This window comes from Bradyrhizobium sp. RT6a, from assembly GCF_040547675.1.
Taxonomy (GTDB): domain Bacteria; phylum Pseudomonadota; class Alphaproteobacteria; order Rhizobiales; family Xanthobacteraceae; genus Bradyrhizobium.
The window spans coordinates 54,748-73,961 of record NZ_JBEPQC010000010.1 but is presented as its reverse complement, the minus strand read 5'-3'; the positions used below and the strand labels follow the sequence as shown (position 1 = coordinate 73,961).

Here is a 19,214-nt window from a genome sequence, read left to right as displayed (position 1 = left end):
AGACTTTCGTTTGCGAGCCGGAACGGCTAACACACCGCCACCATGAACGATACCACCCCCGAGACCCCCAAGCTGAGCTGGTGGCGCCGCCTGTCCGACGGGCTGAAGCGCACCTCGTCCTCGCTCGGGACCGCGGTCGCCGACCTCGTCACCAAGCGCAAGCTCGACCGCGCCATGCTCGACGACATCGAGGACGTGCTGCTGCGCGCCGACCTCGGCACCTCGGTCGCGGTGCGGATCGCGGACGCCGTCGGCACGGGACGCTACGACAAGGCGATCTCGGCGGACGAGGTCAAGGACGTCGTCGCGACCGAGGTCGAGAAGGTGCTGGCGGCGGTGGCCAAGCCGCTCGAGATCGACGCCGGCAAGAAGCCGTTCGTCATCCTCGTGGTCGGCGTCAACGGCTCCGGCAAGACCACCACCATCGGGAAACTCTCGCAAAAATTCGCGTCCGAAGGCCGCAAGGTGATGCTGGCGGCCGGCGACACGTTTCGCGCAGCAGCGATCGAGCAGCTCAAGGTCTGGGGCGAGCGCACCAGGACGCCCGTCATATCAGGTGCGCAAGGCTCGGATTCGGCGAGCCTCGCCTTCAACGCGCTGACGGCCGCGAAGGAGCAGGCGATCGACGTGCTCCTGATCGACACCGCCGGGCGGCTTCAGAACAAGGCCGAGCTGATGAACGAGCTCGAAAAGGTCGTGCGCGTCATCCGCAAGGTGGACGCGACAGCGCCGCATGCGGTGCTGCTCGTGCTGGACGCCACCGTCGGCCAGAACGCGCTGTCGCAGGTCGAGGCCTTCCATCGCACCGCCGGGGTCACCGGTCTCGTGATGACGAAGCTCGACGGCACCGCCCGCGGCGGCATCTTGGTGGCGCTTGCCGAAAAATTCAAATTGCCGGTGCACTTCATCGGCGTCGGCGAAGGCGTCGACGATCTCGCGCCGTTCACCGCGCGCGATTTCGCCCGCGCCATCGCCGGAATCGAAAGCTGAAGAATGGACAAGACCCAGCCGCACCCGCTGTTCAAGCTTGCGACCGAGCTCGGCCCGCTGCTCGTGTTCTTCTTCGTGAATGCGAAGTTCAATCTGTTCGCGGCAACCGGCGCCTTCATGGTCGCGATCGTCGCGGCGATGATCGCCTCCTATGTGGTGACGCGCCACATTCCGATCATGGCGATCGTGACAGGCGTCATCGTGCTGGTGTTCGGCACGCTGACCTTGGTGCTGCACGACGAGACCTTCATCAAGCTCAAGCCGACCATCATCTACGCTTTATTCGCCGCGATCCTCGGCGGCGGCCTGTTGTTCGGCCGCTCCTTCATCGCGGTCATGTTCGACCAGATGTTCAATCTGACGCCGCAGGGCTGGCGCATCCTGACGCTGCGCTGGGCGCTGTTCTTCGCCGGCATGGCGGTGTTGAACGAGATCGTCTGGCGCACCCAGAGCACTGACTTCTGGGTGAACTTCAAGGTGTTCGGCGTCACGCCGATCACCATGATCTTCGCCATCGCCCAGATGCCGCTGACCAAGCGTTATCACCTCGAGCCGGCGTCGCTGGAAGCCAGCGAGGCCGAGGCGGGCGACGTGCGGAAGGGGTAAGAAGTGGTTGGAGTTATTCCGGGGCACGCGAAGCGTGAACCCGGAATCTCGAGATTCCCGGTTCGATGCTGTCGCATCGCCCCGGAATGACGGTGGCTATTTCAACGCCTTCTCCATCTGGGGCAACAACACCGTCCGCAGATTGTCCGGCGTGATCGGTCCCACCAGCTTGTAGACGATGGTGCCTTCGCGGCCGACGACGAAAGTCTCCGGCACGCCATAGACGCCCCATTCGATCGAGGCGCGGCCGTTGGCATCGACGCCGACGTGGCCGAACGGGTTGCCGTAGCGCCCCAGGAAGCGCCGCGCATTGTCGGCGGCATCCTTGTAGTTGATGCCGACGAGCTGGAAGCGCTTGTCTTTTGCCAATTCGGTCAGGAGCGGCGCCTCGTCGTGGCATGGCACGCACCAGGACGCCCAGACATTGACGAGGCTGACCTTGCCCTTGAACGCAGCGGGATCGAGGCCGGGGATCTGCGCGTTGTCGGCCTGCAATCCCTCGAGCGGCGGCAGCATGGTTTGCGGCGCGGGGCGTCCGATCAGCGCGGAAGGAATCCGCGAGGGATCGCCGCTGCCGAGCCGGAACCAGAACAGCAGCGCCAGGCCGATGAAGGCAATCAACGGCAGCACCATCAGGAAGGTGCGGCGCTGCGGCGGAGCTGAGGTCGATTGATCGCTCATGGCCGATCCGTCGCGCTACGGCCGGAGCGGCGGGTCACGCCGCTGCGCTCGAGCTCGCGCAGGCGCTGTGTCTGGCTGCGATAATCGAGCACGATCCAGCCGATCAGGAGCACGACCACGAGCGCGGCCGCGGCATAGGATGTCACGATGAAAGACGCGTAGGGGCCGAGCGACATGATCATGCAGCCCCAACTTCTTTTGACGTGCTGTCTTCACGCGAACTGATACCGACTTCTGAAAACGCCACACGGCTCGCCTGCATCATCTGCAGAGATCGCACGCGCCGGCGCAAAATTTCGTTGCGCATCGCCGCGATATGCAGCGTGACGAACAGCAGGGTGAATCCGACCGCCATCACCAGCAGCGGAATCAGGAACGATTTGTCGAGCGACGAGCCGCCCATCCGCATCACCGAGGCCGGCTGGTGCAGCGTGTTCCACCAATCGACCGAGAACTTGATGATGGGCAGGTTGATCGCGCCGACCAGGGTCAGCACGGCGGCGGCGCGCGCCGCGCGGGAGGGCTCGTCGACCGCGCGCCACAGCGCCATCAGGCCGAGATACATCAGGAACAGGATCAGCACCGAGGTCAGCCGCGCGTCCCATTCCCAATAGGTGCCCCACATCGGCCGGCCCCACAGCGAGCCCGTCAGCAGCGCAAGGAAGGTGAAGGCGGCGCCGATCGGCGCTGCCGCCTTGGCGGCGACGTCGGCGAGCGGATGCCGCCACACCAGCGTGCCCAGCGAAGCGATGCTCATCACGCCCCACACGAACATCGACAGCCAAGCATTGGGCACGTGGATGAACATGATCTTCACCGTCGCGCCCTGCTGATAGTCGTCGGGCGCGGTGGCGGACTGATAGAGCCCGATCGTGAGCAGGATGATTGTCGCAGCCGCAAGCCACGGCAAGAGCCGCCCCGTCAGCGCGAGGAACCGTGTCGGGTTGGCAAGGTCGATCAGTGTCATGGTATCCTGATAATCACAGGTAAGCGCTCACGCAATCAGCACGAAAGTCCGCAGCGAAAGTTGATCGGGGTCAAGGTCAATCCAGTCCATCTCAGTCCAGTCCATGCTTCAGGCTCGCCGCAGCCGCGAAGGGACCGATCACGAGGCTGACCAGCGACAGCGCGCAGAGGATCGAGAACGGCGCGCCGAAGGTCATGGGTCCGACGATCGCCGCCTGCGAGGCCGCGACGCCGAAAATCAGCACCGGGATCGACAGCGGCAGCACCAGGACCGCCATCAGCAGGCCGCCACGATGCAGCGTCACCGCCAGCGCCGCACCGATCATCCCGGTAAACGTCAGTGCCGGGGTGCCGGCGAGCAGCGTCAGCGCCACAGCGCCGGTTGCGACCATGTCGAGGTTGAGCAGCAGGCCGAGCACGGGGGTTGCGACGATCAGCGGCAGGCCCGCCGCCAGCCAATGCGCCAGCGCCTTTGCCGCGCAGGCGAGTTCCAGCGGCGTCCGACTCATCGTGATCAGGTCGAGCGAGCCGTCCTCGTGGTCGGCCATGAACAGCCGGTCCAGGGTCAGCAGGCTCGCCAGCAGCGCCCCCAGCCACAGGATCGCCGGCCCGAGCCGCGACAGCAGCGCCAGATCCGGCCCCACCGCAAAAGGCATCAGCACCACCACGGTCAGGAAGAACAGCACGCCAATCAACGCCCCGCCGCCAACGCGAAGCGCGATCCGGATGTCCCGGCGAATGAGGGCGGACAGGGCGGTCATGGGGGGCTCCCATTGTGCCTCAGGCACGGTGCGCTCCCTCCCCCGCTTGCGGGGGAGGGTTGGGGAGAGGGTGTCTCGACAACGAAGATTCCCCCAGAGGAGAGAACCCTCACCCGGCGCTGCGCGCCGACCTCTCCCGCAAGCGGGAGAGGCGAGGGCGCCCGCGGCGACGACTGCGTCCTGGGTGCGAGAGCGGCACCCGGCCGCTTGGAAAACTGATGGTCCACCGGAATCACGCCATCCCTCCGATCCGCAGCTCCCGCGAATCGATCCCGAGCGGGGCGTGGGTGGCAGCGACGATCAGGCCGCCGCGCGCCAAGTGCTCGCGCATCAATCCGGAAAACATGTCCTGTCCGGCGACATCCAGCGCCGTGGTCGGCTCGTCCAATAGCCAGACCGGCCGGCGGACGGTCAGCAGGCGGGCCAGCGAGAGCCGGCGGCGTTGGCCGGCGGACAGGAAGGCCGCTGGCAAATCGGCGGCATGGTCGAGCCCGACGGTGGCGAGGCTCTCGCCGGCCTCGAAACGCTCGCCGCCCAGAAAATCGGCCCAGAATGTCAGATTCTCCGCCACGCTCAGGGCCGGCTTCAGGGCGTCGCGATGGCCGAGATAGTGGCATTGCTCCGGCAAAGTCAGCTCGGCGTCGCCTCCGTCCAGCGCGATCGTGCCGCCCGCCGGAACGAGCAGGCCCGCGATCAGCCGCAGCAGCGACGTCTTGCCCGATCCGTTGCGGCCGACGACCGCCACGGCTTCGCCGGAGCCGGCCTCGAAATCGAGCCCGGAAAACACCTCGCGCCCGCCCCGCACGCAAATGACCCCGCGTCCGGAAAGCTGCATCTTGCCTCGTATCGATCCGCTCAAAGCCAGGCCTCAGGAAAACTTGGGGTAGCGCATGGGAATTTTTGGCTCGCGGATTGCCGCGGCGCGATTGTGGCTGTGGCGGCGCGGTTAGAAAGCTTCTATAAGCCCGGAACTACTTGATGCAGCAACTCAACCTGCCTCTGCAAGCGGCCCAGCCTGCTCCGCTGACGGTGTTAAAATACCCCTTGCCGGGTATAACTAACAATTGGGATTTCCTACATGACCTCGCTCGACAGCTTCAAATGCAAAAAGACCCTCAAGGTCGGCGCCAAGACCTATGTCTATTACAGCCTGCCCACGGCCGAGAAGAATGGTCTGAAGGGAATTTCGAAACTCCCCTACTCGATGAAGGTTTTGCTCGAGAACCTGCTCCGCAACGAGGACGGCCGCTCGGTCAAGAAGGCAGACATCGTCGCGGTGTCGAAGTGGCTGCGCAAGAAGTCGCTGGAGCATGAGATTGCCTTCCGCCCGGCGCGCGTGCTGATGCAGGACTTCACCGGCGTGCCCGCCGTGGTCGATCTCGCCGCGATGCGCAATGCGATGCAGAAGCTCGGCGGCGATGCCGAGAAGATCAATCCGCTGGTGCCGGTCGACCTCGTCATCGACCACTCCGTGATCGTGAACTTCTTCGGTGACAACAAGGCCTTCGGCAAGAACGTCACCGAGGAATACAAGCAGAACCAAGAGCGCTACGAGTTCCTGAAATGGGGCCAGAAGGCGTTCTCGAACTTCTCCGTCGTGCCGCCCGGCACCGGCATCTGCCACCAGGTCAATCTCGAATATCTCTCCCAGACGGTCTGGACCAAGAAGGAGAAGATGACGGTCGGCAAGAAGACCGGCACCTTCGAGGTCGCCTATCCCGACTCGCTGGTCGGCACCGATTCCCACACCACCATGGTCAACGGTCTCGCCGTACTCGGCTGGGGTGTCGGCGGCATCGAGGCGGAAGCCTGCATGCTCGGCCAGCCGCTGTCGATGCTGCTGCCCAACGTCGTCGGCTTCAAGCTGAAGGGCGCGATGAAGGAAGGCGTCACCGCGACCGACCTCGTGCTGACCGTGACGCAGATGCTGCGCAAGCTCGGCGTGGTCGGCAAGTTCGTCGAGTTCTTCGGCCCCGGCCTCGACCATCTCTCGGTCGCCGACAAGGCGACCATTGCCAACATGGCGCCCGAATATGGCGCGACCTGCGGCTTCTTCCCGGTCGATGCCGCCGCGCTCGATTATCTCAAGACCTCCGGCCGCGCCTCGGCGCGCGTCGCGCTGGTGCAGGCCTATGCGAAGGCGCAAGGGCTGTTCCGCACCGCCAAGTCGCCCGATCCGGTGTTCACGGAGACGCTGACGCTCGACCTCGGTGATGTCGTGCCGTCGATGGCCGGCCCGAAGCGCCCTGAGGGCCGCATTGCGCTGCCGTCCGTGGCCGAAGGCTTCTCGCTCGCCCTCGCCACCGAATACAAGAAGGCCGAGGAGCCGGCGAAGCGCTTTGCCGTGGACGGCAAGAACTTCGACATCGGCCATGGCGACGTCGTCATCGCCGCGATCACCTCCTGCACCAACACTTCGAACCCGAGCGTGCTGATCGGCGCCGGTCTGCTGGCGCGCAACGCCGCTGCGAAGGGCCTCAAGGCAAAGCCGTGGGTGAAGACCTCGCTCGCTCCGGGCAGCCAGGTGGTGGCGGCCTATCTCGCCGATTCCGGCCTGCAGGCCGATCTCGACAAGGTCGGCTTCAACCTGGTCGGCTTCGGCTGCACCACCTGCATCGGTAATTCCGGTCCGCTGCCCGAGGAGATCTCGAAGTCGATCAACGACAACGGCATCGTCGCGGCTGCCGTGCTCTCCGGTAACCGCAACTTCGAAGGCCGCGTCTCGCCGGACGTGCAGGCGAACTATCTGGCCTCGCCGCCGCTCGTGGTCGCCCACGCGCTCGCAGGCAGCGTCACCAAGAATCTCGCGGTCGAACCGCTCGGTGAAGGCAAGGACGGCAAGCCGGTCTACCTGAAGGACATCTGGCCGACGACGAAGGAGATCAACGCCTTCATGAAGAAGTTCGTGACCGCGGCGATCTTCAAGAAGAAATATGCCGACGTGTTCAAGGGCGACACCAATTGGCGCAAGATCAAGACGGTCGAAAGCGAGACCTATCGCTGGAACATGAGCTCGACCTATGTGCAGAACCCGCCCTATTTCGAAGGCATGAAGAAGGAGCCGGAGCCGGTCACCGACATCGTCGAGGCCCGCATCCTCGCCATGTTCGGCGACAAGATCACGACCGACCACATCTCGCCGGCCGGTTCGATCAAGCTCACCTCGCCCGCGGGCAAATATCTCAGCGAGCACCAGGTGCGTCCGGCCGACTTCAACCAGTACGGCACGCGGCGCGGCAACCACGAAGTCATGATGCGGGGCACCTTCGCCAACATCCGCATCAAGAACTTCATGCTGAAGGGCGCCGACGGCAATATTCCGGAAGGCGGCCTCACCAAGCACTGGCCCGACGGCGAGCAGATGTCGATTTACGACGCCGCGATGAAGTACCAGCAGGAGCAGGTGCCGCTGGTGGTGTTCGCCGGCGCCGAATACGGCAACGGCTCCTCGCGCGACTGGGCCGCGAAGGGCACGCGTCTGCTCGGCGTGCGCGCCGTGATCTGCCAGAGCTTCGAGCGCATCCACCGCTCCAACCTGGTCGGCATGGGTGTGCTGCCGCTGACCTTCGAGGACGGCACCTCCTGGTCGTCGCTCGGTCTGAAGGGCGACGAGAAGGTCACGCTGCGCGGCCTCGTCGGCGACCTCAAGCCGCGCCAGAAGCTGACCGCGGAGATCGTCTCCGGCGACGGTTCGCTGCAGCGCGTTTCGCTGCTCTGCCGCATCGATACGCTGGACGAGCTCGAATATTACCGCAACGGCGGCATCCTGCACTACGTGCTGCGCAAGCTCGCGGCGTAAGCGCGGATTTGTGAACGGTGGCTCACTGCGAAGTGAGTAGTAGGTTACACGAAGGCGGCCTATCACAGGCCGCCTTCGTGCGTTCGCGGTAGGCTTCAGATGGGCCCCGCCCTGCTGAGAAACCTCACGCTTTGGACGGTGTTTTGGCGGACGAATGTGCGAGGCCTGTAAGACTACGGTGACCATCCGGCGGTAAGATTTCCCTCTCACGAGCAATGGTGTGCGGCGTTCGACATGACAACAATGACGGCTTCTCATCTGGTTTCACGCTGGTCCGGCGCCCTCTGGTCGGGAGCTCTTGGTCTCTGTGCGATCGTCGCCGTCATTCGTCCTGCCGAGGCTGATCCCCGCGCCGTTGTCGAATTGTTTACCTCGCAGGGCTGCTCCTCCTGCCCGCCGGCCGACAAGATCATCGGCGACCTCTCCCGCGATCCCTCGATCATCGCGCTGAGCATGCCGATCGATTATTGGGACTATCTCGGCTGGAAGGACACATTGGCCGATTCGCGCTTCTCTGCACGGCAGCGTGCCTATTCGCGCATGCGCGGCGACCGCGAAGTCTACACGCCGCAGGTCGTGGTCAACGGCTCCACTCATGTCGTCGGCAGCGACCGCACCGGCATCGAAAGCGCGATCGGCAGGACCGACAAGGGCACGGGCGTGATGAGTGTGCCGGTGACAATGTCGCTCGCGGGCAAGCAGATCAACGTCTCGGTGGCCGCGAGCAAGGAGCCGACGGCGTCCCACGGCGAGGTCTGGATCTGCTCGATCGCGAAGTCGGTGCCGATCGCGATCAGCCGCGGCGAAAATCGCGGACAGCAGGTCATCTATCACAACGTGGTGCGCAACCTGCTCAAGGTCGGCGACTGGACCGGCCGTCCGGAAAGCTGGACGGTGCCGATCGAGAACCTCACGCGTGACGGCGTCGACGGTGCCGTGGTCTATGTCCAGGACGGCAGCCGGGAAAAGCCAGGCCCGATGCTGGGCGCGGCGTATACGTCGCTGCACTGACGCGCACACATCGAATCTTCCGACTCAAGCGCACTCTCAATCCTCATGGTGAGGAGGCGCGTCAGCGCCGTCTCGTCCCCGCTGATACAGCTCGGCCTCGATCCTTCGAGACGCCGCTTCGCGGCTCCTGAGGATGAGGAGAGAGAGTTTGTACTGAGATGGTGAGATATCCGTCGAGACAGCAACATCCCGACCCAAACAAAAAAGGACCAACTCGCGTTGGCCCTCCTTGTCGTGCGAACAGACCCGATCCTGACGGCCCCGGGGGGCTGGGGGCTGAGGAATCCGGAACCGAAAGGACCGGGTCAACGCACATCCTTCTTTTCGCAATGCAGGGCGGCAGTCGCTTGGCGGAAAAGCGGCGACACTATGATTCCTGCTAACGATCCCGTGACGGTTTGCCGCGATAGAGTTCCACCGGTGCGTGTGGGCGGATTGCTTCTGATTCGAGGGGCCTTGCAGTGGGGAACAGTTGGCGCGATCATGCAACTGTCATGATCCGCGGTTCCGGGGACGGTCTTCGCGGACGCGGTCATGCTGATGCGACAGGAGGCGGCCTATGAGTCTGTCGGAGGATGCCGATCCGAGCGAACAGCGCGCGGCGGCGCGCCCCGCCGCTTCAAATGCGCAGCTGAGCCGCGTGACGTTCAACCGGCTCGAGCTGCACCGTATTCTCAATCTCTACGGCCGGATGGTCGCGGACGGCGAGTGGCGCGACTACGCCATCGACTTCCTCAGGGATCGCGCCGTGTTCTCGGTCTTTCGCCGCGCCTCGGAAGTGCCGATCTATCGTATCGAAAAGGATCCGCGCCTCGCGCGCAAGCAGGGCATGTACAGCGTGATCTCGGCGACGGGTCTGATCCTGCGCCGCGGCCACGAGCTGGAGCGCGTGCTCCTGGTGATCGATCGCAAGTTGGCGGTGGTGTGAGCACCCCCGTCATTCCGGGGCGCGACGAAGTCGCGAACCCGGAATCTTGATATTGTTCGCCCACAACTTCTGGATTCCGGGTCGCGCTGCGCGCGCCCCGGAATAACGGTAGCCCCTACTTCCCCGGCACCGTACCCGCGCCCTCACCAAGATCCCGCTGCATCATCACCGTGTCGAGCCAGCGGCCGAATTTCAGCCCGACGCTGGGATGCGTGCCGATCATCTTGAAGCCGGCCCTGGTGTGCACGCCGATCGAACCCGCATTGGCGGAATCGCCGATCACCGCGATCATCTGGCGGAAGCCGCGCGCCTCGCATTCGACGATCAGCCGCTCCAGCAGGAGCGCCCCGATGCCGCGGCGGTGGAATGCTGGATCGAGATAGATCGAGTTCTCGACCGTGAAGCGGTAGGCCGGCCGCGGCCGGTAGGCGCCGGCATAGGCGTAACCGGCGACGCGCCCGTCGAGGATGGCGACGAAATAGGGATAGCCGCCGTCGATCAGCGTGCGGTAGCGGCGCGTCATCTCGGCGAGGTCGGGCGGCTCCAGCTCGAACGTCGCGGTGCCCTCGCGAACAGCCTGCTGGTAGATGGCGGTGATGGCGGGAAGGTCGGCCTCAAGAGTAGGCCTGATATCGGGTGCGGACATGGGCCAAGATTAGAGCCTTCCCGGGACGGCTGGAAGAGGCGAACGGCCTTCCCACGTCGTCATTGCGAGCGAAGCGAAGCAATTCAGAAATGCGTCCGTGGAGGGACTCTGGATTGCTTCGTCGCAAGAGCTCCTCGCAATGACGGTGGTTGAGGGAACATCACGGCCAAACAAAAACCCCGGCCTTTCGGCCGGGGCTGGTGTCGTTCGCTCTGGGCTGGCGCTTAGTCGCGCTGGCCGAGGAGCTGCAGGAGCAGCGTGAACAGGTTGATGAAGTTCAGGTACAGCGACAGCGCGCCGGTGATGGCCGCACGCTCTGCGATGTCACCCCCGGCCGAGGCGTAGCCGTAGATGTAGTCGTTCTTCAGCCGCTGGGTATCCCAGGCGGTGAGGCCCGCGAACACCAGCACGCCGACCACCGACACCACGAACTGCAGCACCGAGCTCGCCAGGAACAGGTTCACCAGGCTGGCGATGACGGTGCCGATCAGGCCCATGAACAGGAACGAACCCATTCCGCTCATGTCACGCTTGGTGGTGTAACCGTAGAGGCTGAGCGCGCCGAAGGTCGCCGCGGTGATGAAGAACACCCGCACGATCGAGGTGTGTGTGAACACCAGGAAGATCGAGGACAGCGAGATGCCCATCAGCGCCGCGAACACCCAGAACAGGATCTGGGCGGTCGAGGGAGCGAGACGGTTGATGCCTGCCGAGATCACGAACACCATGGCGAGCGGCGCGAGCATGAACAGCCACTTCAGGGGGCTGACGAACATCGCGTAGCCGAACGGCGTCAGGAACAGCTTGCCGACGCGGACGGCTTCCGGGGTCGGAACGTCAGTCACGGCGGCCATGTAGACGCCGAGCGCGGCAAGGCCGGTGATGGCCAGGCCGATGCTCATGTAGTTGTAGATGCGCAGCATGTAAGCGCGCAGGCCGGCATCGACCGTCGCGGCGTCAACACGCCCGGCGGCCCTGCCGAAAGGAGAAGCGTAATTGCGGTCTAGGTCCGACATGGTCGAATTCCCGTTGGTTGGTCCGGTCCGGCATGAGGGTCGCCATGCCGCCGGTTCGTCAAATTCTATCTCGGATACCGACGTCTGCCGACTAAATTTTGGCTAACAATCGGGACTCCGAACCCACTCGATATGTGGGAAACTAACACATCCGCTGCAACCTTCCACGCGCGGCTGAATGTCGCCCTCGCCCGCAATCCTGGCGAGCAGACGTGGTTAATCGCTGGAATCGTGCGATTTCGCTCCCGCGCAGCCGCCCGCTACCATTTGTCACAAATTCCGCAACACCGTGGCGGGCTTTTTGTTCAACGCCAGGAGCGTGCCGGCGAGCCCGAGCCCGACCGTGACGACCAAAGCAGCCGCGACCACGCCGGCTGCGCTGCCCCCCTGCCAGACGAAAGTGAGGGTCATCAGCCGGGTCACGATCATCCAGGCCGCGACGCTGCCGGCGAAAACGCCGAACACCGCGGTGGCGAGCCCGATCAGGAGGTATTCGAGCGCATAGGCGCCGAGCAGCCGCAGCCGGGTCGCGCCCAGGGTCTTGAGGATCACCGCATCGTAGACCCTGTGCCGATGGCCGGCGGCGAGCGCGCCGCCCAACACCAGGATCGCCGAGATCAGGGTCACCGCGCTGGCGCCGCGGATCGCCAGCGCAAGGTTGGTCACGACCGAGCCGACCGTCTCCATCACCTCGCGCACGCGCACGCTCGTCACCATCGGATAGGCGTCAGCGACCTCCTTGATGATCTTGCCGTCGCCGGCCGCATCGCCTCCGGCTTCCGTCAGCGTCGCGATGTGGGTGTGCGGGGCGCCCTTGAAGGCGTTCGGCGAGAACACCAGGACGAAATTGATGCCGAGGCCCTGCCAGTCGATGGTGCGCAGATTGCTGATCTTGGCGGGGATGTCGCGGCCGAGGATATTGACCACGACCTCGTCGCCGAGCTTGAGGCCGAGTCCGTCCGCGATCTTCTTCTCCATCGAAACCAGCGGCGGGCCGGAATAATCGGCGCTCCACCACTCGCCCTCGACCACCTTGGAGCCCTTCGGCAGATCGGCGGTATAGGTCAGGCCACGGTCGCTCTGCAGCACCCACTCGGAATCGGTGCTGGGCTTGAGCTCCTCGGCGCGGACGCCACGGGCTCCGACGATCCGCCCGCGCAGCATCGGCACGTCATCGACCTTCGCGCCAGGGGCGAGCTGGCGCAGATAGGAGTCGAACTGCTCGGCCTGCGTGCTCGGAATGTCGATGAAGAAGAACGATGGCGCGTGCTCGGGCAGCGCCGCCAGGAACTGCCGGCGCAGATTGCCGTCGATCTGGGTGATGGTGACGAGCACGGCGAGTCCGAGCCCGAGCGAGAGCACGACCGAGGGCGTCAGCGCGCCCGGCCGGTGAATGTTGGCGATCGCAAGTCGCAGCATCGGCCACCGCGTGCGCGGCAGTCGCCGTGCGATCGTCATCAGCAGGGCGGCAATGCCGCGCAGCAGCGCGAACACGACCACGGAGGAGGCCACGAACACCGCGGCGATGCGCTTGTCGAAGGAGAGCCCAATCACGACCGCGATGAGCAGCGCGATCACGACGGCCATGAAGACGAGATAGCTCCAGCGTGGCCGATGCCATTCGGAGCTGATGGTGTCGCGGAACAGCGCGGCCACCGGCACGTCGTGTACCCGCCCGAGCGGCCACAGGCCGAAGGCAAGCGCGGTGAGCAGCCCGTAGACGAACGACAGCGCAAGCTCGTCGGCATGCACCGCCGGCACCACCGGCAGCGGCAGCAGCTTGCCGAACAGGCCGACGATCGCGAAGGGCATGGCGGCGCCGAGCGCGAGCCCGATCAGCGACCCAATCGCGGCGAGCAGGAGAACCTGGGCGAGATAGATGCCGAACACGTCGCGCCCGGTGGCGCCGACCGCCTTGAAGGCCGCGATCACCTCGAGCTTGTGGTCGATATGGGCCTTGACGGCATTGGCGACGCCGACACCGCCGACCAGCAGCGCGGCGAGGCCGACCAGCGTCAGGAACTGCGTGAAGCGGTTGATGTTGCGCTCGAGCTGCGGCGAGGCATTGGAGCGGCTGCGGACCTCCCAGCCGGCCTGCGGCGCGGCGTTGCGCGAATCCGCAATGAAGGCGTCGGTGGCGCGCTCGCCGTTGGCGATCTCCGGCAGCTTCACCCGGTAGACCCAGCGCACCAGGCTGCCGGGCTGGACCAGCCCGGTGGCGCGCAGGCCCGCTTCGCTGATCAGGAAGCGCGGGCCGAAGCCGATGCCGCCGGCGAGCTTGTCGGGCTCGGCTTCGACGGCGCTGCGGATCTGGAACGTCGCAGCCCCGACGGTGACGCGATCGCCGGTCTTGAGCGATAGCCGCGTCAGCAGCGTCGGATCGGCGGCTGCGCCGAACGCGCCGTCGCGCTCCGCGAGCAGGTCGGACATCGGCAGCGGTGGCGCCAGCGTCAACTGGCCCAGCATCGGATAGGTGCCGTCGACCGCCTTCATCTCGACCAGCGCCAGCTTGCCCTCGGCCGAGCGCGCCATTCCGCGCAGAGTGGCGGCGCTCGAGACAGTGCCGCGCGAACGCAGGAAGGCGACTTCCTCCGGCTTCGCCTCGCGCTGAAACAAGACGAACGATACGTCGCCGCCGAGCAGCGTACGGCCCTCGCGGGCGAGGCCGTCGCTCAGGCTCGCCGACACCGAGCCGACACCGGCGATGGCCATCACGCCGAGCGCGATGCAGGCAATGAAGACGTAGAAGCCGCGCAGGCCGCCGCGCAATTCGCGCAGCGCGTAGCGCAGCGACAGCGCGACGCCGTTGGGCTTCGCGAACGGTTCGGCAGCAATGCTCATGCCGGCGCCGACTGCGTGTCGATGCGCCCGGAGCGCAGGCGGATCACGCGATCGCAGCGATGCGCGAGCGAGGAATCGTGCGTGACCAGCACCAGCGTCATGCCGCGCTCGGCATGCTTGCTGAACAGGAGGTCGACGATCTGTTGTCCGGTGGCTTCGTCGAGATTGCCGGTCGGCTCGTCGGCAACGAGGATCGCGGGATCGGGTGCCAGCGCGCGGGCCAACGCGACGCGCTGCTGCTCGCCGCCGGAGAGCTGCGTCGGATAATGATGCAGACGGTCGCCAAGGCCGACCGATTGCAGCTCCTCCGCCGCGCGCCTGGCGGCGTCGGGATTGCCTGCAAGCTCGAGCGGCACCGCGACGTTCTCCAGCGCGGTCATGGTCGGGATCAAATGGAAGGACTGGAAGACGATGCCGACCTGGCGGCCGCGGAAGCGGGCCAGCGCGTCCTCGTCGAGGGCATTGAAAGGCGTGCCGCTGACCACCACCTCTCCGCTATCAGGACGCTCCAGCCCCGCCATCACCATCAGCAGCGTGGATTTGCCCGAGCCTGACGGGCCGATCAGGCCGATCGTTTCGCTCCGGCCGACGCGCAAGCTGATATCCTTGAGAATGTGAACGCGTGCCGCGCCCGTACCCAATGACAGATTGACGTTGGAGATGGCGATGGTGTCCGCCGAACTGTCGGCGAGCGAAGAGGAAGAGATGCGAGTGTCCATGGTCCGGTCATATGGCAACTCCGCACGCGCGGTCGAGAGGCGTTACGGATTGTTCATGCACATAGCCGTGTTGATGTTCGCTTTGATGACGGTCGCAAATCCGGCATGGGCCGAGGCGGCGAAACCGATCAAGCTGGTGGTTCTCGGCGATTCCCTGAGCGCAGGCCTCGGCCTCCCGACCCAGGAGGCGTTCCCCGCAAAACTTCAAAAATCTTTACAAGACAAAGGGATAGAGGTCGGCATGACCAATGCCGGGGTGTCCGGCGACACCTCCTCGGGGGGCCGTGACCGGCTCGACTGGTCGGTCCCTGACGGAACCGACGGTGTGATCATCGAGCTCGGCGCCAACGATGCGCTGCGCGGCATCGATCCCGATTTGACGCGCGCTGCGCTCACCGAGATCGTCCAGCGTCTCAAGGCGCGCAAGATCGCGGTGATGCTGTGCGGCATGCTGGCGCCGCCGAACTACGGCGCGGACTATGCCGCGCGCTTCAATTCGATTTATCCGGATTTGGCGAAAAAATACGGCGTGCCGCTCTATCCGTTTTTTCTCGACGGTGTCGCGGCCGATGCCAAGCTCAACCAGGCCGACGGCATTCATCCGACCGCGCCCGGCGTCGACATCATCGTCAGGAATATCTTGCCCACGGTTGAGGCATTCCTTGGCACCATAGCTGAGCAACGGCGTTGAAAAGCAGGCAACGCTAACCGTAATTCCCAGGGTTTTACCGGAGTAAGGCGCGCGATGCTTCGCAGAGTCACACAACTGCGATAGGAATTGAGGTACCGGTGATTCGTCGCCGGCTCTAAAATTTGGATATGATCTTTCCCTGGATTATGCCCAAGCATCGGGAGTGCGAAACGATGCCGCGTTTGTTCACTGGTCTGGAAATTCCGGCCGAGATTGGCCAGTCGCTTTCCAATTTGCGGGGCGGCCTTCCCGGCGCCCGCTGGATCGATCCCGAAAATTACCACGTCACACTGCGCTTCATCGGCAATATCGACGGCATGTCCGCCAACGAAATCGCCTCGATGCTGTTTCGCGTTGACCGCAAGCCGTTCGAGGTGAAGGTGCAGGGCTTGCAGAGTTTCGGCGGACGCAAGCCGCGCGCGGTGGTCGCCACCATCGTGCCGAGCAAGCCGCTGATGGAATTGCAAGCCGAGCTCGAGCGCCTGATGCAGCGGATCGGCCTCGATCCTGAGGGTCGCAAGTTCATCCCGCATGTCACGCTGGCCCGGCTCCACGACGCCACCGACCGTGACGTCGCCGATTATCTGTCGCTGCGCGGCTATTTTCCCAGCAAGGCGTTCACGGCCGAACGTTTCGTGCTGTTCTCGTCCCGCGCCTCCACCGGCGGCGGCCCGTATGTGGTCGAGGACGCGTACGAGCTGTGTGAGTGAGCTTGGCTAACAAGCCGAGGCCCTGGCGCGTCGACCGGTAGCGTCTATCGCGCTCAGAGTGGCAATCCGTGTTTGTCATAGGCAACGATTTCGTCTGCCGTCTGGTCGGTTATCACCGGCAGTTCGCTCCAGCGTTGGCGGATCGCAGCCATATCGTCCAATAGAGCAGTCTTGCGGTGAGATTGTCGATACGGTTAAGCCGCTCCTCGATAGCTCGCTTCGTCGCGACCACAACGGTCTCGCCGGTGAGTTGCGCCAGCCTGCATGCGAGATGCTCGGTCTCGGGGTCTTCGATATCAAGAGCCATGTCAGGAGCCACAAAGTAGCCGCTTTACTTTACTGATATCTCAATCATCCGCCCACACCCACATGTATGAGGGTAAGCGCATACGCCCCTTGCGCCAATACGGAGTTGCAATTTCCGCTCATCTCTGGCGGTAAAGAGCATGCTCTCGACCCCCAGTTCCTCATTCCGCGAGGCCTATCAGGCCCAGATCGCGTCCGGCGCGATCGAGCCCGACGCTGCCCAGGCTGAAATCGCCGACGCCTATGCGGCGCTCGACCAGCGGCTCGCCGATTACAAGCCGGCGCGCAAGCAGGGCCTGCTCAGCCGCCTGTTCAGCAGCGACAAGGACGAGGCGCCGCACGGGCTCTACGTCCATGGCGAGGTCGGCCGCGGCAAGACCATGCTGATGGATCTGTTCTTCCAGCACTCGACCGTCGAGCACAAGCGGCGCGCGCATTTCCACGAATTCATGGCCGATGTGCACGAGCGCATCTACGATTATCGCCAGGGCATCGCGCGCGGCGAGATCGCCGACGGCGACGTCATCGCGCTGACCGCGCATGCGATCTTCGAGGAGAGTTGGCTGCTCTGTTTCGACGAATTCCACGTCACCGACATCGCGGACGCGATGATCCTCGGCCGCCTGTTCGCAAAGCTGCTGGAGCTCGGCACCGTGGTGGTGGCGACCTCCAACGTCGCGCCTGACGACCTCTACAAGGGCGGTCTGAATCGTTCGCTGTTCCTGCCCTTCATCAGGCAGATCACCGACCACATGGACGTGCTGCGGCTCGACGCGCGCACCGACTTCCGGCTGGAAAAGCTTCAGGGCGTGCCGATGTGGCTGACACCGGCAGACACCGAGGCGGACACCGCGCTCGACCGCGCCTGGTCGAAGATGTCAGGCAGCGCCAAATGCAAGTCGCGCGATATTTCGATCAAGGGCCGCATCCTGCACGTGCCGTGCTCGGCCCACGGCGTGGCGCGCTTCGCGTTCGCCGATCTATGCGAGAAGCCGCTCGGGGCATCCGACTATCTCAGGCTGGCGCACGACTATCACACCATCCTGGTCGACCATATTCCAGTGATGGACATCTCTCAGCGCAACGCCGCCAAGCGTTTCATCACGCTGATCGACACGCTCTATGACAATGCCGTGAAGCTGATGGCCTCGGCCGATGCCAACCCGATCTCGCTCTATCTTGCCAACGAAGGCAACGAGGCCAACGAGTTCAAGCGCACCGCCTCGCGCCTGATCGAAATGAGCTCGGAATCCTATCTGGCGCTGCCCCACGGCCGCAAGGATTCCACTGCCAGCGGCTCGACCAAAGGTTTGGTTGAGACTTAAAGGGTCTGGTGGAGACTTAAGTCCTATTTGCCAGCGCTGTCATTCCAGGCTCGGCGCTTCCCCAAGCCCCGGAATGACGAGCTTGCGCTTGAATACGCGGCAAGCCCGACAATTGGGCAACCCGTGACTTGAACGGGGGAGGCGAAAGGGATAACCACCCGTCTCAGTTTTCCCCTCCTTACGTGTCTAAAGGACAGGTTCACATGGCGCGCGACAAGATTGCTTTGATTGGCTCCGGTCAGATCGGCGGAACGCTGGCTCATCTCATCGGCCTGAAAGAGCTGGGCGACGTGGTGATGTTCGACATCGCCGAGGGCGTGCCGCAGGGCAAGGCGCTCGACATCGCACAGTCCTCGCCGGTCGACGGCTTTGACGCGCACTATACCGGCGCGAACTCCTACGAGGCGCTCGACAACGCAAAGGTCTGCATCGTCACCGCCGGCGTGCCGCGCAAGCCCGGCATGAGCCGCGACGACCTGCTCTCCATCAACCTCAAGGTCATGGAGCAGGTCGGCGCCGGCATCAAGAAATACGCCCCCGACGCTTTCGTCATCTGCATCACCAACCCGCTCGACGCGATGGTCTGGGCGCTGCAGAAGGCTAGCGGCCTGCCGCACAAGAAGGTCGTCGGCATGGCCGGCGTGCTGGATTCGTCGCGCTTCCGCTACTTCCTGGCCGACGAGTTCAACGTTTCGGTCGAAGACGTCACCGCCTTCGTGCTGGGCGGCCATGGCGACACCATGGTGCCGCTGGTAAAATACTCCACCGTCGCTGGCATCCCGCTGCCCGATCTCGTCAAGATGGGCTGGACCTCGCAGGCGCGCCTCGACGAGATCGTCGACCGCACCCGCAACGGCGGCGCCGAGATCGTCAATCTGCTCAAGACCGGCTCGGCCTTCTACGCGCCGGCGGCTTCCGCGATCGCGATGGCCGAGAGCTATCTGCGTGACAAGAAGCGCGTGCTGGCCTCGGCCGCCTACCTGAACGGCGAATACGGCGTGAAGGACATGTATGTCGGCGTGCCCGTCGTAATCGGCTCCAAGGGTGTCGAGCGCGTCGTCGAGATCGAGCTCGTCGGCAAGGACCGCGAAGCCTTCGACAAGTCGGTCGGCGCAGTGCAGGGTCTGGTTGACGCCTGCAAGAAGATCGCACCCGACCTTCTGGGCCGCTAAGGTCACAACATTCCGCCGAAGATCGAAAACCCGGTCTTCGGCGGTT

At 64.5% G+C, this 19,214-nt stretch carries 19 protein-coding genes; 9 read left to right on the top strand and 10 right to left on the bottom strand.

The window, feature by feature from the left end; genetic code table 11:
- Window positions 1-42: 42 nt before the first annotated feature.
- Window positions 43-990: a signal recognition particle-docking protein FtsY gene (gene ftsY / locus ABIC03_RS34210; protein ID WP_247284929.1), complete on the top strand. Its 948-nt coding sequence runs from the start codon at window positions 43-45 to the stop codon at window positions 988-990.
- 3 nt (window positions 991-993) lie between these two features.
- Window positions 994-1,596: a septation protein A gene (locus ABIC03_RS34205; RefSeq protein WP_007598838.1), complete on the top strand. Its 603-nt coding sequence runs from the start codon at window positions 994-996 to the stop codon at window positions 1,594-1,596.
- A 96-nt stretch (window positions 1,597-1,692) separates the two neighbouring features.
- Here ABIC03_RS34205 and ABIC03_RS34200 read toward each other — a convergent pair whose 3' ends face one another.
- From ABIC03_RS34200 to ccmA, 5 genes are all read right to left on the bottom strand, one after another.
- The gene (locus ABIC03_RS34200; protein WP_354064691.1) at window positions 1,693-2,277 is read right to left on the bottom strand and encodes a DsbE family thiol:disulfide interchange protein; all 585 of its coding nucleotides are present in this window, start codon (window positions 2,275-2,277) and stop codon (window positions 1,693-1,695) included.
- Complete coding sequence (ccmD, locus tag ABIC03_RS34195; RefSeq protein WP_354064689.1) at window positions 2,274-2,459, bottom strand: heme exporter protein CcmD; 186 nt, start codon at window positions 2,457-2,459, stop codon at window positions 2,274-2,276. The genes ABIC03_RS34200 and ccmD overlap by 4 nt, the downstream gene beginning before the upstream one ends.
- Entirely contained in the window at window positions 2,456-3,244 is a 789-nt protein-coding gene (locus tag ABIC03_RS34190; RefSeq protein WP_354064687.1) for a heme ABC transporter permease, read from the bottom strand. Before ABIC03_RS34190 ends, ccmD begins: the two co-directional genes overlap by 4 nt.
- 91 nt (window positions 3,245-3,335) lie before the next feature.
- On the bottom strand, window positions 3,336-4,004 hold the full coding sequence (ccmB, locus tag ABIC03_RS34185; RefSeq protein WP_106945554.1) for a heme exporter protein CcmB: 669 nt from the start codon (window positions 4,002-4,004) through the stop codon (window positions 3,336-3,338).
- A 232-nt stretch (window positions 4,005-4,236) separates the two neighbouring features.
- Complete coding sequence (ccmA, locus tag ABIC03_RS34180) at window positions 4,237-4,839, bottom strand: heme ABC exporter ATP-binding protein CcmA (RefSeq protein ID WP_354064685.1); 603 nt, start codon at window positions 4,837-4,839, stop codon at window positions 4,237-4,239.
- 243 nt (window positions 4,840-5,082) lie between these two features.
- Between ccmA and acnA the strand changes: the two genes are divergently transcribed.
- The 3 genes from acnA to ABIC03_RS34165 all read left to right on the top strand — a co-directional run bounded on the left by acnA (window position 5,083) and on the right by ABIC03_RS34165 (window position 9,742).
- Window positions 5,083-7,803, top strand: coding sequence for an aconitate hydratase AcnA (gene acnA, locus ABIC03_RS34175; protein WP_354064683.1), 2,721 nt, complete (start codon window positions 5,083-5,085; stop codon window positions 7,801-7,803).
- A gap of 234 nt (window positions 7,804-8,037) precedes the next feature.
- Window positions 8,038-8,814: a DUF1223 domain-containing protein gene (locus ABIC03_RS34170; RefSeq protein WP_275174204.1), complete on the top strand. Its 777-nt coding sequence runs from the start codon at window positions 8,038-8,040 to the stop codon at window positions 8,812-8,814.
- Between the two features lie 559 nt (window positions 8,815-9,373).
- Window positions 9,374-9,742, top strand: a complete 369-nt coding sequence (locus ABIC03_RS34165; RefSeq protein WP_007598853.1) for a DUF2794 domain-containing protein — start codon at window positions 9,374-9,376, stop codon at window positions 9,740-9,742.
- Window positions 9,743-9,857: 115 nt separating this feature from the next.
- Here ABIC03_RS34165 and ABIC03_RS34160 read toward each other — a convergent pair whose 3' ends face one another.
- The 4 genes from ABIC03_RS34160 to ABIC03_RS34145 form a co-directional block, all read right to left on the bottom strand.
- The gene (locus tag ABIC03_RS34160) at window positions 9,858-10,388 is read right to left on the bottom strand and encodes a GNAT family N-acetyltransferase (protein ID WP_354064680.1); all 531 of its coding nucleotides are present in this window, start codon (window positions 10,386-10,388) and stop codon (window positions 9,858-9,860) included.
- Window positions 10,389-10,612: 224 nt separating this feature from the next.
- The gene (locus ABIC03_RS34155) at window positions 10,613-11,404 is read right to left on the bottom strand and encodes a Bax inhibitor-1/YccA family protein (protein WP_354064678.1); all 792 of its coding nucleotides are present in this window, start codon (window positions 11,402-11,404) and stop codon (window positions 10,613-10,615) included.
- Between the two features lie 270 nt (window positions 11,405-11,674).
- The gene (locus tag ABIC03_RS34150; protein ID WP_354064676.1) at window positions 11,675-14,245 is read right to left on the bottom strand and encodes an ABC transporter permease; all 2,571 of its coding nucleotides are present in this window, start codon (window positions 14,243-14,245) and stop codon (window positions 11,675-11,677) included.
- Window positions 14,242-14,964 (bottom strand): ABC transporter ATP-binding protein, encoded by a 723-nt coding sequence (locus ABIC03_RS34145; RefSeq protein WP_354064674.1) that lies wholly within the window; start codon window positions 14,962-14,964, stop codon window positions 14,242-14,244. Before ABIC03_RS34145 ends, ABIC03_RS34150 begins: the two co-directional genes overlap by 4 nt.
- Before the next feature lie 55 nt (window positions 14,965-15,019).
- Here ABIC03_RS34145 and ABIC03_RS34140 point away from each other — a divergent pair, with 55 nt between their 5' ends.
- Both ABIC03_RS34140 and thpR read left to right on the top strand, forming a co-directional pair.
- The gene (locus ABIC03_RS34140) at window positions 15,020-15,655 is read left to right on the top strand and encodes an arylesterase (protein ID WP_354064672.1); all 636 of its coding nucleotides are present in this window, start codon (window positions 15,020-15,022) and stop codon (window positions 15,653-15,655) included.
- 173 nt (window positions 15,656-15,828) lie between these two features.
- Window positions 15,829-16,365 (top strand): RNA 2',3'-cyclic phosphodiesterase, encoded by a 537-nt coding sequence (thpR, locus tag ABIC03_RS34135; RefSeq protein ID WP_007598862.1) that lies wholly within the window; start codon window positions 15,829-15,831, stop codon window positions 16,363-16,365.
- Between the two features lie 112 nt (window positions 16,366-16,477).
- Here the strand turns inward: thpR and ABIC03_RS34130 are convergent, their stop codons facing one another.
- Complete coding sequence (locus tag ABIC03_RS34130) at window positions 16,478-16,672, bottom strand: type II toxin-antitoxin system VapB family antitoxin (RefSeq protein ID WP_502916955.1); 195 nt, start codon at window positions 16,670-16,672, stop codon at window positions 16,478-16,480.
- Between the two features lie 139 nt (window positions 16,673-16,811).
- On the opposite strand from ABIC03_RS34130, the gene zapE reads away from it, so the two are divergent.
- On the top strand, window positions 16,812-17,996 hold the full coding sequence (gene zapE, locus ABIC03_RS34125; protein ID WP_354064670.1) for a cell division protein ZapE: 1,185 nt from the start codon (window positions 16,812-16,814) through the stop codon (window positions 17,994-17,996).
- 203 nt (window positions 17,997-18,199) lie between these two features.
- Entirely contained in the window at window positions 18,200-19,168 is a 969-nt protein-coding gene (mdh, locus tag ABIC03_RS34120; RefSeq protein WP_007598869.1) for a malate dehydrogenase, read from the top strand.
- Window positions 19,169-19,214 lie beyond the last annotated feature (46 nt).